The organism is Siminovitchia fortis (assembly GCF_003605365.2).
GTDB lineage: Bacteria > Bacillota > Bacilli > Bacillales > Bacillaceae_C > Siminovitchia > Siminovitchia fortis.
In genome coordinates, this window is record NZ_QYTU02000016.1 from 56,351 (window position 1) to 70,439 (window position 14,089).

Consider the following 14,089-nt stretch of genomic DNA (forward strand, 5'->3'; position numbering starts at 1 on the left):
CAAAAAAAGGAAGGCACACATGTACCTTCCTACCGCCGTTTGGCTCTTTGGTCTGCGGCCTCAGACCTTGCCAATGCTTCTAGGTCGTCATTGTCCGCAAGTTCCCTTGAAAACTCAATATCACGTCCGTCACTCTTTAACTGCTTTGGCACTTGCGGAAGCTTTTGCTTATTTTTATCGCGGGTTTTCTGATTTTGTGAGCGTCCCATATACTCAAACTCCTTTTTCTTGGGATTTGCAGCATTGCCTGCTTCCATATTATTTGCCTAACACATTTTTTCACTCATGAAAAAAGTTATCTTCGTCCCCTTTGTGAATAACCGCCCGCCTGGTCCGCCCGCTTGAACTCCCGTTGGTACAGTACCTCCTGGGTGGCTGAAAGCTTATTTTTCGACCTGTATTCCTGCTTTTTCTTCAACCTGCACACCTCCTAAAGAATTAACATCAGCTTTTCCTTAAGGCATCATTCTAATACAGCCACGTGTTCGCCTGTTTATGATAAAATAGAAATGAATTGATATGGATGAGGGTGAAAAACATGCCCGTTATCACCAAAATAGCTGTCCAAAAGAAAAATCAGAGCCGTTACAATATTTTTCTCGATCACGTTTATGCGTTTGCTGTAGATGAAGATATCCTGATCAAATATCAGCTTACAAAGGGAAAGGAATTGTCGGAGCAGGATTTAACACGGGTCCAGCATGAAGATGAGATTCGAAAGGCGTATCATTCAGCCATACAATTTTTATCCTACCGCATGCGCTCGGCTCTTGAAATCAGGGCTCACCTGCAAAAAAAAGAATGGCCTGATTCAATCATTGATGTTGTTTTACAGGAACTGACTATACAAAAATACATTGATGACCTGGAATTTGCCAAAGCCTATGTGCGGACATATGCCAATTCGGGGAAAAAAGGGCCGCTTGTGCTGAGACGGGAGCTCGCAAATAAAGGGGTTCCCGAAATAAAGATAAATGAAGCATTGGCTGAATATAATAAAGAAAAGCAGGTTGCAGATGCAATCCGTTTGGGCAATAAGTATGCCGCCCAAAATAAAAAGCTCTCAGAACGAATGCTTAAGCAAAAATTGGAATATACATTGTCAACTAAGGGCTTCCCGCCTGAAATCATCCTGGCGGCGATGGATGGAATCAATTATGAAAAAGACGAAAGTCTTGAATGGGAAACCCTGAAAGCAGAAGCGGAAAAAATGAAACGGCGATACAAAAAATATACAGGTTACGAATACAGGCGGCGGATGCAGCAGGCCCTTTTTCGCAAAGGATTCACGATCGAGCTGATCAACCGGTTTATGGATGAAGACGCAGAAGAAGGATGAACAAGGATGGGGTGCTAAAATGGAAAATGAAAAAAGATACAGCCAAATGAGCGAAGAAGAACTGAAAAAAGAAATTTCCCTAATGACGGAAAAAGCCCGCAAAGCCGAGCAAATGGGCATGGTGAATGAATTTGCCGTTTGCGAAAGAAAAGCTGTCATGGCCAAGGCCTATCTTTTAAATCCAGATGATTTTAAACCGGGAGAAATATACGCAATTGAAGGGGACCCCGGAGCTTATTTTAAAATTGATTACATGAATGGCGTTTTTGCCTGGGGATACCGTTTGGGCGGATCGGGAAAAGAAGAGGCGCTGCCGATTTCAATGTTAAAATAAAACCAGCACAGCGATCTATTGCCGCTGTGCTCATTATTTTTATGTCAAATTGAAAAATCACCGTTTGTACCGTTTGACGGCATCTATTTCTAATATGATTTGCTCCTGGGTCTGCTGCGTTTGTCCGTTTACCTGGGATCCACCATGTTTTGGACGGTACCAACCCCTGTTAAACGGTGTCAGTTCGCGGTTCATATGAGAATTTCGGTCTTTCTGCAAGGTGCAGCCTCCTCTGTCATCATGATTGAATACGCTCGTCTTCCCTTGCTCCGGATGCTCTCATTCTTCCCTGCGGATCTGTGTTCGTTGTTCCGTCGGCACGCTTTGAAGCAAATTCGGGTTTTGCACGAGGTTCTCCTTCAAACCTGTGATTGTTGCCATATGGGAAATCCTTTGCTTTGTTGCGCAATGGTCATCGCCTCCTTGTATGCGGAAAGATACCGCATACTGTTATTTTGACTTGCGGCATGAAAAATACGACTGGAAAAAGGAGCGAGTTTCATGAATGATTATTATGAAAGGTTAACCAGTCTGTTAATGGAAAAGAATCCAAACTTATCTTATGGAAGAGCGAGGACTTGGGTGGAACTGTTGTGGGAGGATTTCGAAACGACGTATGCCAAGGCAGGGAGGAAATATCAGGGGAAAGCTGTCGCCGAAAAAGTCGTCAGAACCTGGGTGATTCAATATGGGGACAAATTGCATGAGTTTGCCGCGCTGAACCCAAAATATGCCCATATGCTGAACGATGAGGAAGATATACTCCATTAAAAAACAGTGTTGAAAAAGTTTGGGGCTTTTTCAACACTGTGATATCCTTTATCTCTGTACGTCGCTAAACGAGCGCTTCGCTTTTCTATCAGTCAGTCGCGACTCGCAGTTTTTTTCTTAATTTTTCTTCGCTGTAAACCCAGCCTGTATATGAAGTGATGATCTCCAAATCATCGGTCAGTTTGACGATGGCAACAAACGGGTAATGTCCGTTGCTGCGGTATCTGAGATCGATAAAACGGACTTCAGTAAAGTCTTCATGTCTTTTGACTTCCCAGCGGTAGATCGGAGAGAAGGATAAAAAGGCCGAAACATTCTTATCTTTCTTGGCAGCACGGAAAATTTCTGTATCAGGTACAGGAATGCGTTTGAACTTATCAAAGATGGTAAGGGATCTTCTATAAGCTCTTCCCACGTAATAATGGTCCTTCGTTGTAACGGCAATCCGCCACTGATTAAAGTACATTGTGGAAGCGACGATGATCCGGTCTGCATCAGGCAGCGTTTTAAGCACCGCAGACCGCACCATCTGCTGCATGACATACCGAAGGATGTAATAAAATGCAATGACCACATACATGACAAGAAAGGTGTAGCCTGGGTCGCCCCCCAGCAGCCAAATGACAATCCCTACCACATGGATGCCGAATATATAAGGGTCAAAAGTGTTAATCATTCCAAGAGCTACCCACTTTGAAGAGAGCGGGCGAAGCGCTTGGGTTCCGTATGCGTTAAAAATATCTACGAAAACGTGCAATGAAACAGCAACTAGCGACCAGATCCAAAGATGGGCCAAGTTTGAGCCCGGAAATATCAGATTTACAAAAAACGCGACAAGAATTGACCAAAACAAAACCGCTGGAAGCGAATGGGTAATTCCCCTATGATTCCGTATATATACCGCGTTATTTCTAAGCTTTAAAAAAGTATCAATGTCAGGAATTTGCGAGCCGATGATTGCAGCAACGAGCACACTCTGAGAATTAACAGTAGTTTCCGCCACAACTGGGTCAAGTGTGGCCAGCCCGCCAATTGCAAATCCCATCACTACGTGAGTAGCTGTGTCCAATCTGGATCCTCCTCTGTGAAGGGATTTCTTGCCTTCTTTCTCTGTATATTATTTTAAATATACGTGAATTGCAATGAATTAAATGTGAATAATCTCATGATCATTATTCCCGTTAAAAAGGATGAATAACCTGTGAAAGAAAGCAGCACAAAACAAAAGATACAAGATAAGATTGACCGGATGGATAAAGAAGCATTTCAAACCGATCTGGTCCAGTGGTTTCAAGAGGAACAGCGCGACCTTCCGTGGAGAAAAAACAATGATCCATATAAAGTATGGGTGTCTGAAGTCATGTTGCAGCAAACTAGAGTTGATACTGTTATACCATATTATAACCGCTTTTTGGAAAAATTTCCAACCATCGAAGCATTTGCAAACGCTGATGAAGAGTCTATATTAAAAATTTGGGAGGGCCTCGGCTACTATTCAAGGGTGCGAAATCTGCACACAGCCGTCAAGGAAGTGGTGGCTGATTATGGAGGCAAGGTGCCTGATAAAAAAGAGGAGATTTCAAAGCTGAAAGGTGTAGGCCCATATACGGCCGGCGCCGTACTCAGCATCGCCTATGGAAAGCCGATTCCTGCTGTTGACGGAAATGTCATGAGGGTTCTGTCACGCATATTGCTGATCACAGACGATATTGCAAGGCCGGCCTCAAGAAAAACTTTTGAAATTGCCGCAAAGGGATTGATGTATCACGAAAATCCATCTTATTTTAATCAGGCTTTAATGGAACTGGGAGCACTGATTTGCACCCCGACATCTCCCGCCTGCCTGTTATGTCCCGTCAGGGAGCATTGCCAGGCTTTTTCGAAAGGTGTTCAGGATCAATTGCCCGTCAAAACGCGCAAGAAAAATACAAAGCATGAAGATCTTCTTGCTGTTGTATTGAAAAATAAAGAAGGGAAAATTTTAATCAATAAGCGGCCTGAGAAAGGATTATTGGCCAATTTATGGGAATTTCCGAATTTGAAGGTTGTTCCTCTACTTGATAAATGGGAAATATTGCAGGACTTTTTAGCCACAGAATATTCAATTGACGCCGTCATTGAACATGCGGCTTTTACAGAAGTACAGCATGTCTTTACGCATTTGACCTGGAAAATTGATGCTTATGAAGGCAGGGTTATGAGCGGAAATATTAAGGGACATGAAAGCCTGAGATTTGTGACGGAAGAGGAATTGGAGGAATTTGCATTCCCGGTTTCCCATCAAAAAATATGGCGGGCATATAAGGAACGGGCCCGGTAGCTTTGCACCGGACAAATTCCCATGTAAAATAGTTTAAAGTCAAATCGAAAGGTGGATACATATGAGCAGCAAAACAGCACTTGTAACGGGCAGCAGCCGCGGGGTCGGAAAAGCAGCCGCACTGGCTCTGGCCGAAAAAGGATATGATATCGTCGTCAACTATGCAAGGAGCAAAAAAGCGGCCCTTGAGACGGTGGAAGAAATTGAAAAGCTCGGGAGGAAAGCATTTCTTGTAAGAGCAAACGTCGGTGATGTCGAAAAAATCAAATCGATGTTCCGGCAAATAGAAGAGGAATTCGGAAGGCTCGATGTTTTGATCAATAATGCGGCATCCGGCGTATTGCGCCCTGCGATGGAGCTTGAAGAATCCCATTGGGACTGGACAATGAACATCAACAGCAAAGCGCTGCTCTTCTGTGCACAAGAGGCGGCCAAGCTGATGGAAAAAAACGGCGGCGGAAAAATTGTCAGCTTAAGTTCGCTGGGATCCATCCGTTATTTGGAAAACTATACAACGGTTGGTGTGTCCAAGGCGGCAGTCGAGGCATTGACAAGGTACTTGGCAGTGGAACTCGCCCCGAAAAACATCGTGGTGAACGCTGTTTCCGGCGGTGCCATCGATACCGATGCATTGAAGCACTTTCCGAACCGTGAAGAACTGTTGGAAGATGCGCGCAAAAACACTCCGGCAGGCCGTATGGTTGAAATTGCCGATATTGTCAAAACCATTATGTTTTTGATATCGGACGATGCTTCCATGATCAGGGGGCAGACCATTATCGTGGATGGCGGCCGCTCTATTTTAGTGTAGTTACGGACAGGAAAAATATAATTCCCAAAAGGTTGGATAACAACTTTCATCTCTGGATACTCTAAGGTATGTGGAGGTGAGAACTGTGGCTAAAAAACCAAACCAATCTGAAACAAACGTACAAAAGGTAAGACAGCAAAACGCACAATCAGCAGGTGCACAAGGCCAATTCGGTACCGAATTTGCTAGTGAAACTGACGCACAGAACGTAAGACAGAAAAACCAGCAAGCCGAAGCTCGCAAAGGGCAAAACGCCGGAAACTTCGGTCAACAGTAACAAAACATATAAAAACGGGAGGCCGCTTTCCGAGGAGAGCGGCCTCCCGTTTTTGCCATGTCTGAAATGTGCTTCGGTTTTAAAAAAGTCCCGAAACCGTTATAATAAAAAGTATCGATCCATTTAGACGAAAAAAATTGAAATTAGCAGCCAGCCCGGCCTACAAAAGGCCTGTAGCCCTCTTTTAAAGTAATGGGGGGCGCTTTTCGCTTTTTTAGAAAGTAGGGGAGATGATGGACATACCCACGGAAGGATCTAATATCCAAATACAGAGCTATAAACATAACGGAAGTATCCACCGGATATGGGCAGAAACAAAAGTACTGAAGGCCACGAACCATTTGGTCATCGGGGGAAATGACCGGACGCCGGTGACGGAATCGGACGGGAGAACGTGGATTACGAGAGAGCCTGCCATCTGTTATTTTCATTCGGATCTCTGGTTCAATATCATCGCCATGATCAGGGATAACGGCATTTATTATTATTGCAATCTTGGTTCTCCCTATGTTTATGATAAGGGGGCGCTAAAGTATATAGATTATGACCTTGATGTCAAGGTTTTCCCGGACATGACGTTTTCGCTTCTTGATGAAGATGAATATGAGTACAATCGCAAACTGATGGGGTATCCGGATGTTATCGATCATATTTTGAAGAAAAATGTTGACAAGCTTGTCCGGTGGATCAGGCAGCGCAAAGGCCCTTTTTCTCCGGAATTTATTGATATTTGGTACGACCGTTATCTTACATATCTTAACTGAGATATTCCTGTTGGCAGGCTCAACAGGTTTTATTTTTTGCGTTATAGAGGAGGAGCAGCATGGGGATTATTAAAAGATATTTGGCGTTTGTAAAGCCATACCGCTGGAGAATTATAGGGACATTGCTGATCGGAATTATCAAATTCGCCATTCCGCTGCTTATTCCTTTTTTGATGAAATATGTCATAGATGATATTATTTCCGTCAGTAATATGAGCGCTGATGAAAAAACCCGTAAATTATTTGTCACTATGATCATAATGCTTGTCATTTTTGCTGTCATTCGTCCGCCTATTGAATATTATAGGCAATATTTTGCCCAGTGGACGGCAAGTAAAATTTTATACGATATCCGTGACCGGCTTTTTACACATATTCAAAAGCTGAGCTTCAAGTTCTATTCGAATACCCGTGCAGGGGAAGTCATATCAAGGGTCATTAACGATGTCGAGTCAACGAAGGATTTTGTCATCACGGGCCTGATGAATTTATGGCTTGATGCAGCAACGGTAGTCATTGCCATTGGAATTATGCTGACGATGGATATTCCGCTTACTTTTGTATCGCTGGCGGTATTTCCGCTTTATATGATTTCAGTCAAATATTTTTTCGGGAATTTGCGAAGGCTCACGCGTGAGAGGTCGCAGGCGCTTGCGGAAGTCCAAAGCTATCTGCACGAGCGCGTTCAGGGGATGTCGGTGATCAAAAGCTTTGCTATTGAGGACCATGAGCAAACACAGTTTGACAAGAACAACTCGAATTTTTTGCAAAAGGCCATCAAGCATACGAATTGGACAGCAAAGGCGTTTGCTGTTGTCAACACGATTACGGACATAGCGCCGCTCATCGTCATTGCCTATGCGGGCTACCAGGTTATTCATGGGAATTTGACGCTGGGGACGATGGTTGCTTTCATGGGATATGTAGAGCGCCTTTATAACCCGCTCCGCCGGCTTGTCAATTCATCCACAACCCTTACACAATCCATTGCTTCAATGGACCGGGTATTCGAGCTGGCCGATGAAAAATATGACATCGATGACGCACCGGATGCTGTTGAAGTAAAAGAAGTGAACGGAAATATTCAATTCGATCATGTGACATTTGCCTATGATACAGATGAAAAGCCGGTTTTAAAAAACATCAACCTGAATGTAAAAGAAGGGGAAACAATCGCGTTGGTCGGAATGAGCGGAGGAGGAAAGTCATCCCTTGTAAGCTTGATTCCAAGATTTTATGACGTATCCGAAGGAGCAGTTCTGCTGGACGGTACGGATATCCGGAAATTCAAGGTCAGAAGTCTCAGGGATAAAATCGGCATGGTACTGCAGGATAATATTTTATTCAGTGATTCGGTCAAAGAGAACATTCTGCTCGGAAAACCGGACAGCACCGAGGAAGAGGTGATCCGCGCTGCAAAAGCGGCAAACGCCCATGATTTCATTATGGAATTGCCGAAAGGCTATGAAACAACCGTCGGCGAAAGGGGAGTCAAGCTGTCCGGCGGCCAAAAACAGCGGGTTGCGATTGCAAGGGTCTTTTTGAAAAATCCGCCCATCCTGATTTTGGATGAAGCCACATCGGCACTTGATTTGGAAAGTGAGCACCTCATACAGGAAGCGTTGGACGAACTGGCAAAAAATCGGACGACATTCGTCATTGCCCACAGGTTATCGACCATTACACATGCCGACAGGATTGTGCTCATTGAACACGGAGAAATTGTCGAAGTCGGGACACATCAGGAATTAATGGAGAAAAAAGGACATTATTATGACCTGTTCCAGGTTCAGCAGTTAAATTAGGGTCACCGGCAGTTCGTCCCGCCAGTGACCTATCAAAATGGAAACCCAACTAATAGGTGTGCCAATTTTGACAAGAAAAAACAGCCGCGGATTTCAAACCCGCGGCTGTTTTTCATTTTCCAATATCTACACGGCTTTCATCTTCATGGTATGTCTGGTAGGACCTGATCAATTTATCAAGCTGCTCCAGTTGCTCTTCATACTCAATGATGCCGGACAGGATGCGCATTAAATGATAGGGCTGGAAGACATCTTCCGGGTCGCTTTTTCGAATTTCACTGATAAACGAATCGCGCAGCTGGTCCCTGTCGGTTTCGCCGTAAAAGGCCTCATCCAGTTCGGCTTCCTGCCGCACCTTTCCCAAATATTTTAAAAGAAGCTGTTCGTGATAACCGAGCAGGTAATCGAGTCTTTCCCGTGTTGCAGCCTGCAAGTGCTCCGGAAGCTTATACAAAATGTTTTCATACTTTTGCTGAAGCTTCAAAATGTCAAAGCTTTTTTGGGTCACCTGGATCATCTGCCGGTAAATGACAAGCTTGCGGATCTTTGCAAGGCCCGACTTTTTAAAATAGCGCCGCTCTTCTTCATACATGGAATAGAGCTGGTTCACTTGGGTGAGCCTTTTTTTGATGCTGCCGATATCTTTCTTTAACAGCTGGTCTTCGGAGGCAAATCTGGTTGTCAGCCGGATCCATTTTAATATATCTTCGGTGACATCAGAAATGCTTTGGAACAGCTTTGTTTCATACTTTGGCGGCAGAAAAATAAGATTGACAACAAAAGCTGAAAGAATACCGATGAATATTGAGAATGTACGCAGAGATGCAAAGTACAAAAACTGTTCGGCAGGTGCCTCCATGATGACAATGATGGTGACAAGCGCCAGCCTGATGGAGTTTTCCAGTTTCAGCTTCACCATGATGACAATCGCAACAATTGCCGCCAATCCGACAATCAATAAATGGCTGCCGAACAGCAGGTAAAACGTGATGGCCAATAGAGCGCCGATGATGTTTCCCTGTACCTGCTCAACGACGGACAGGTAGGAGCGATATATCGTCGGCTGGATGGCAAAGATAGCAGCAATGCCTGTAAAAATCGGTGAAGGCATGTTGAGAAGCTCTGCAATATAAAGTGCTAACGTAATAGCGATTCCCGTTTTTAGCATTCGGGCACCAAGCTTCATACTATATAATTCCTTTCTATACCTTGAGTGATGTAAAACACTAACCTTCATTGTATTATGCCGGGTGGTTTAGCGCAATTCAAAAACACGGCTGAGATTTGCCTGAATAGAAGTAAGAAAATTCACGTATATTGAAAGAGGGACAAGTGAAAAGGGCGGTGTCGGCGAATGTGGCATGTTCTGTTTTTGGGAGTGTTGATTTGCATTACCATGGCCTTAAGGCTGTTGTTTTTTCCCGCCCGCTTTAAATATAAAGAAGTGTCATTTGAAAACTTTGTTTTTTTGGGCATTACATATGCGGTGATCATGATCGGATTCGGAATTCTTTATCTGCTGCTGGATATGAGAGGCTTGTATGTATTTAATGATGTCGAGATGAATGCGTATGCAAGTTCTGATTTTTTGGCGAAATTCGGTACTTCCATTTACCTGAGTGCCGTCACTCTTTTTTCTGTCGGTTTTGGCGACGTTGCCCCTGTTGGAATCGGACGGCTTCTCGCTATTATTGAAGCATTGCTCGGCTACACCATTCCTGCTGCTTTTGTTGTGCGTACCTTTATTGATTTTGATCCCTCCTCAAGAAAATAAGACGATGGCAAAATTTGAATTTCATCCTGAAGTTATGTACGCTAATATAAGATGATATTTGAAGGAGGAGGATTTCATGACAGTCAAAGAAAAAGAAATGGCACCTGATTTCAGGCTGCCCGCAAGCAACGGGGAAGAAGTGGCGTTATCCGATTATCGCGGTAAAAAGAATGTCCTTCTTTATTTCTACCCTAAGGATATGACGCCCGGCTGTACGGTACAGGCATGTGATTTCAGGGACATGCATGAAGATTTTTCCGGCTTGGATGCAGTGATTTTGGGAGTCAGCCCTGATCCACTTGAAAGTCATGATAAGTTCATCAAAAAACACGGCTTGCCGTTTTTGCTGTTGGCTGACACAGACCATCAAGTTGCCGAACTTTATGGGGTATGGAAATTGAAGAAAAACTTCGGCAAAGAATATATGGGGATTGAGCGTTCGACTTTTATCATCGACAAAGAGGGGACTTTGGCCAAAGAGTGGAGAAAAGTAACCGCGAAAGGTCATGCGGAAGAAGCATTGGAATACATAAAAGAAAATCTTTCATGAAGATTTTTTCGGAAAAAGCGGTCCATGTGCGGATCGTTTTTTTTTTTTTGCCCATTTTTTGATTGATTCCGGCTATTGTCCATTCCAAATGCATTAAAATACATAGCTTAAAGTACAGGGCATACCTCCTCAGTTAACATAAATAATTTTCGGACTGCGAAAGCGGTCCTCTTTTTGTGAAAGGATTATTATTGAGGTTCCTGCTTATACATAAAATACATAAAGCTGTTAAAATGTTAATAATACAATGGGATGGAGGATATGCAATGAAAATTTATACAAAGACGGGTGACAAGGGAATGACTTCTTTGGTGTACGGCACCCGGATTCCCAAAAATGATTTGCGTGTGGAGGCTTATGGAACGTGCGATGAAGCCAATTCAACAATCGGCCAGGCACTTAGTTTTTTACTAAACGAGCAGGAAGCGGAAATAATAGAGGTGAGGAAAGCATTTCATCGTATCCAAACCGTACTGTTTCATGTCGGGGCCGAGTTGGCAACTCCCGAAGGCAAAGAGGTGAAATGGAAGCTTACGGAAGGGGATATACAGGATCTTGAAAAGATCATTGACCGCTGGGATCAGGTGCTTCCGCCTTTAAAAAACTTTATTTTACCGGGAGGGCATCCGGCAGGGGCTGCTTTTCACGCGGCAAGGACCGTTGTTAGAAGAGCTGAAAGATGCGCTGTAGCGGTAGGGAATGTAAATCCCCTTGTCCTTTCTTATTTAAATCGATTGTCGGATCTGCTCTTTGTGGCCGCCCGGTACGTAAATACAAAGCTTGGGGCATCGGAGCATACTTTGCATGAAAACTAGGAGAAGCCATTGACAAAAAGCCTTTTCTACTAGTACACTATTTATAAGGATTATAAAATGATAATGAATTCTTTATGAGAAAAGAGGTGCATGGCGATGTTTGACGAACAACTAAAAGAAGCGATTAATACGTTGAAAAAAACAGGAGTCCGGATTACACCTCAACGTCATGCGATTTTAGAATATTTAATCCAGTCAATGTCACATCCGACTGCTGATGATATTTACAAATCTCTTGAAAGCAAATTTCCAAACATGAGTGTTGCGACAGTTTACAACAATCTGCGTGTTTTCCGTGAAGTCGGTCTGGTAAAAGAACTGACATATGGAGATGCATCAAGCCGTTTTGATTTTGTAACCTCCGATCATTACCATATTATTTGCGAAGAGTGCGGAAAAATCGTTGACTTTCACTATCCAGGACTCGACGAGGTCGAGCAACTGGCGGCCCACATGACAGGATTCTCCGTTGGACATCACCGTATGGAAATTTACGGTGTCTGCCCTGAGTGCAGCCAGAAAAAAACTCATTAAAAAAATCGCCTGAAATAAAGGCGATTTTTTATTTATAAGGAAAGAAAGCATATTTTTTCAAAGATATTCGTATAAAATTATTGTTCTTTGTCTAGCTCCAGCGCCCAGCGACTAGCAAACTTCGCAATAAGTCAACATCGGCTCCGACGCACAGGATGTGCTAGTGCAGGTGAAGCGACAGGACGTCGCTGCTTGAGCCTGCCTTCGTCGCCGTGTTGTCCGGCTGCGAGTGCCATCGGCGCAAGGATTAAGCCAATCGCTGCTGAAGGCAAACTACGCCTTCGCAAGCGTAGTCTAGCTTTGCGCCGATAAGCAGGCACTCTCGCACTTCCTTATCCTTTATCTCATTGCGGAGTGCTCCAGTTTGTACGTCGCTAAACGGGCGCTTCCGCTTTTCTTATTTCTTCCGATTATAACTTTCATCAAATTCTTTTCCCTCAAGCTCCGGATCTACAGTCAGAGGTTCACGGCAGTGCATGCACATATCCACCCGGCCGAGTATCTTGGTAGGCTTCCCGCAGTTCGGGCACTCGACTTGCAGTGCCTTTGTAGAAAGCATGCCGATCCAAAAATAAACAACGGTGCTCCCGATGATGGCGAGCAAGCCCAATATCATAAACAATGTCATCACAATCGGATGCTTTTGAAAGAAAATACCTACATACATGATAATGAATCCGATAAATACAAGACTTAACGCAAATGTGCGTATCTTATTAATTTTGCTTGAATATTTTTTTGCCATTCAAAGCCCTCCCAAAAATAAACTATACCACAAAGCTGCAAGAAAGCGTGTCCCGGAAACCAACAAATTGGAGAAGAAGGAAAAACAATTGTTCCTGTCGAATAAAAAAGAGACAGTATCAGTCATTTCAGCTTTTATTGGGGGAATGAAAATGGAAGATCTTATTCGGCCATTAGTTAATCACTGCGCTTCCCGGCCAACTACGGTTGCTGTATTGATGGTTAACCATACAAAAGAATTGACGGCTGAGGATTTGTTTGATGTAATAATCTATGCGGTAGCGACAGACCAGAAAAATCCTGAGCAGTCCAGGTATTTTGATGTACATGGTATCCGGGTTGGCCTGTTTATTGTGGATGAAAGACTTTTTCGCAAAAAAATGCTCTCCGGCACAATTTCACCCCATTTCTTATATGGAAGTGAAGTGCTGTTCGAACGTGACCGTTATATAGAAAGCATAAAAAAAGAAACACCCATTTATGATTGTCAAATGAAATTGGGCTTGGAGTTTGCCGAATTGATACAATCATATACAATTGGAAAAAATCTGTTTGAGGATGGACACTTTCCGGATGCTTATGATTTTCTTGTGAGTGCATTGCACCATCTTGCAAGGTTCGCCCTCATTGAAAAAGGGATTCAAGCAGGCACGGCTCTATGGAATCAAATTAAAAACGAAGAGCCGGAAATTTTAAAGCTTTTCGAGGAACTCATTAAAAGTGAAGAGCCGATTGAAAAAAGATTGGAACTTCTAATTTTGGCAAGCAGCTTTTTCATTTACTCGAAAACAACAAAAGGTTCCGAACACATTTTGGAAATTCTGAACGAAGGCGGAATTTGGAGCTATGAAATGATCGCGCAGCATCCCAAAATTAAAATCTATGGATCCAGTTTAGGGACGTTCCTGGAATATTTAATAGAAAAGGAATTAATAGTTCCAATTCAAGTGGAATCAACATTCACAGGTATATACGAGCGTTATTATCGAGTGAAAAAAACTTGTTGACAGAAATTGTTTTGTTTGCTATATTAGTAGACGTCGCTGTTAAGCAAGTTCGTAAGCGGCAGTTAAAAAACACAAAAAATATATTGACATAAGATGTTCAGATGTGTTAATATAAAAAGGTCGCTCAAGAGAGCGGCGGTTAAAAAGCAAGTTTGATCTTTGAAAACTGAACGAAACGAAACGTCAATCATTTTGATGTAACAATGGTTATGAACCATTGCCAGCTTTTTGAGCTAAACAAACT

General features: G+C 43.3%; 20 protein-coding genes. 13 read left to right on the plus strand and 7 right to left on the minus strand.

All coding sequences use genetic code 11. The annotated features are described in order from the left end of the window. Nucleotides 1–29: 29 nt before the first annotated feature. Together D4N35_RS08800 and D4N35_RS08805 are read right to left on the minus strand one after the other, a co-directional pair. Complete coding sequence (locus tag D4N35_RS08800; RefSeq protein ID WP_120072569.1) at nucleotides 30–209, minus strand: YfhD family protein; 180 nt, start codon at nucleotides 207–209, stop codon at nucleotides 30–32. Between the two features lie 86 nt (nucleotides 210–295). Further along, complete coding sequence (locus D4N35_RS08805; protein WP_120072571.1) at nucleotides 296–418, minus strand: YfhE family protein; 123 nt, start codon at nucleotides 416–418, stop codon at nucleotides 296–298. Nucleotides 419–538: 120 nt separating this feature from the next. Here D4N35_RS08805 and recX point away from each other — a divergent pair, with 120 nt between their 5' ends. Both recX and D4N35_RS08815 read left to right on the plus strand, forming a co-directional pair. Beyond that, nucleotides 539–1,339, plus strand: a complete 801-nt coding sequence (recX, locus tag D4N35_RS08810) for a recombination regulator RecX (RefSeq protein ID WP_120072573.1) — start codon at nucleotides 539–541, stop codon at nucleotides 1,337–1,339. Between the two features lie 19 nt (nucleotides 1,340–1,358). Beyond that, nucleotides 1,359–1,673, plus strand: coding sequence for a YfhH family protein (locus tag D4N35_RS08815; RefSeq protein ID WP_120072576.1), 315 nt, complete (start codon nucleotides 1,359–1,361; stop codon nucleotides 1,671–1,673). A gap of 57 nt (nucleotides 1,674–1,730) precedes the next feature. Here the strand turns inward: D4N35_RS08815 and D4N35_RS08820 are convergent, their stop codons facing one another. Beyond that, complete coding sequence (locus D4N35_RS08820) at nucleotides 1,731–1,868, minus strand: YpzG family protein (protein WP_120072616.1); 138 nt, start codon at nucleotides 1,866–1,868, stop codon at nucleotides 1,731–1,733. A 43-nt stretch (nucleotides 1,869–1,911) separates the two neighbouring features. Then, entirely contained in the window at nucleotides 1,912–2,082 is a 171-nt protein-coding gene (locus D4N35_RS08825; protein WP_120072578.1) for a small, acid-soluble spore protein K, read from the minus strand. A gap of 92 nt (nucleotides 2,083–2,174) precedes the next feature. Here D4N35_RS08825 and D4N35_RS08830 point away from each other — a divergent pair, with 92 nt between their 5' ends. Beyond that, the gene (locus D4N35_RS08830; protein WP_120072580.1) at nucleotides 2,175–2,444 is read left to right on the plus strand and encodes a YfhJ family protein; all 270 of its coding nucleotides are present in this window, start codon (nucleotides 2,175–2,177) and stop codon (nucleotides 2,442–2,444) included. 88 nt (nucleotides 2,445–2,532) lie between these two features. Here D4N35_RS08830 and D4N35_RS08835 read toward each other — a convergent pair whose 3' ends face one another. Beyond that, a complete protein-coding gene (locus tag D4N35_RS08835) occupies nucleotides 2,533–3,513 on the minus strand; it encodes a metal-dependent hydrolase (RefSeq protein ID WP_120072582.1) in 981 nt (326 codons plus the stop codon). Between the two features lie 180 nt (nucleotides 3,514–3,693). Here D4N35_RS08835 and mutY point away from each other — a divergent pair, with 180 nt between their 5' ends. From mutY to D4N35_RS08860, 5 genes are all read left to right on the plus strand, one after another. Next, the gene (gene mutY, locus D4N35_RS08840; protein WP_120072618.1) at nucleotides 3,694–4,764 is read left to right on the plus strand and encodes an A/G-specific adenine glycosylase; all 1,071 of its coding nucleotides are present in this window, start codon (nucleotides 3,694–3,696) and stop codon (nucleotides 4,762–4,764) included. A gap of 61 nt (nucleotides 4,765–4,825) precedes the next feature. Next, a complete protein-coding gene (gene fabL, locus D4N35_RS08845) occupies nucleotides 4,826–5,575 on the plus strand; it encodes an enoyl-[acyl-carrier-protein] reductase FabL (RefSeq protein WP_120072585.1) in 750 nt (249 codons plus the stop codon). 85 nt (nucleotides 5,576–5,660) lie between these two features. Then, complete coding sequence (locus tag D4N35_RS08850) at nucleotides 5,661–5,852, plus strand: gamma-type small acid-soluble spore protein (protein WP_120072587.1); 192 nt, start codon at nucleotides 5,661–5,663, stop codon at nucleotides 5,850–5,852. Nucleotides 5,853–6,085: 233 nt separating this feature from the next. Beyond that, on the plus strand, nucleotides 6,086–6,616 hold the full coding sequence (ntdP, locus tag D4N35_RS08855; protein WP_120072589.1) for a nucleoside tri-diphosphate phosphatase: 531 nt from the start codon (nucleotides 6,086–6,088) through the stop codon (nucleotides 6,614–6,616). A gap of 59 nt (nucleotides 6,617–6,675) precedes the next feature. After that, complete coding sequence (locus D4N35_RS08860; protein ID WP_120072591.1) at nucleotides 6,676–8,421, plus strand: ABC transporter ATP-binding protein; 1,746 nt, start codon at nucleotides 6,676–6,678, stop codon at nucleotides 8,419–8,421. A 112-nt stretch (nucleotides 8,422–8,533) separates the two neighbouring features. On the opposite strand, the gene D4N35_RS08865 is transcribed toward D4N35_RS08860, so the two are convergent. After that, complete coding sequence (locus D4N35_RS08865) at nucleotides 8,534–9,607, minus strand: FUSC family protein (RefSeq protein WP_120072593.1); 1,074 nt, start codon at nucleotides 9,605–9,607, stop codon at nucleotides 8,534–8,536. Nucleotides 9,608–9,775: 168 nt separating this feature from the next. Here D4N35_RS08865 and D4N35_RS08870 point away from each other — a divergent pair, with 168 nt between their 5' ends. The 4 genes from D4N35_RS08870 (at nucleotide 9,776) to perR (ending at nucleotide 12,094) form a co-directional block, all read left to right on the plus strand. Continuing rightward, nucleotides 9,776–10,195, plus strand: a complete 420-nt coding sequence (locus D4N35_RS08870) for an ion channel (RefSeq protein WP_120072595.1) — start codon at nucleotides 9,776–9,778, stop codon at nucleotides 10,193–10,195. 76 nt (nucleotides 10,196–10,271) lie between these two features. Further along, on the plus strand, nucleotides 10,272–10,745 hold the full coding sequence (bcp, locus tag D4N35_RS08875; RefSeq protein ID WP_120072597.1) for a thioredoxin-dependent thiol peroxidase: 474 nt from the start codon (nucleotides 10,272–10,274) through the stop codon (nucleotides 10,743–10,745). 266 nt (nucleotides 10,746–11,011) lie between these two features. Then, a complete protein-coding gene (locus D4N35_RS08880; protein ID WP_120072599.1) occupies nucleotides 11,012–11,560 on the plus strand; it encodes a cob(I)yrinic acid a,c-diamide adenosyltransferase in 549 nt (182 codons plus the stop codon). Between the two features lie 96 nt (nucleotides 11,561–11,656). Next, nucleotides 11,657–12,094, plus strand: coding sequence for a peroxide-responsive transcriptional repressor PerR (gene perR, locus D4N35_RS08885; RefSeq protein ID WP_120072602.1), 438 nt, complete (start codon nucleotides 11,657–11,659; stop codon nucleotides 12,092–12,094). Between the two features lie 397 nt (nucleotides 12,095–12,491). Here perR and D4N35_RS08890 read toward each other — a convergent pair whose 3' ends face one another. After that, nucleotides 12,492–12,839, minus strand: a complete 348-nt coding sequence (locus D4N35_RS08890) for a YgzB family protein (protein ID WP_120072620.1) — start codon at nucleotides 12,837–12,839, stop codon at nucleotides 12,492–12,494. A 151-nt stretch (nucleotides 12,840–12,990) separates the two neighbouring features. On the opposite strand from D4N35_RS08890, the gene D4N35_RS08895 reads away from it, so the two are divergent. Beyond that, nucleotides 12,991–13,845 (plus strand): nucleotidyltransferase-like protein, encoded by an 855-nt coding sequence (locus D4N35_RS08895; protein ID WP_164876327.1) that lies wholly within the window; start codon nucleotides 12,991–12,993, stop codon nucleotides 13,843–13,845. Nucleotides 13,846–14,089 lie beyond the last annotated feature (244 nt).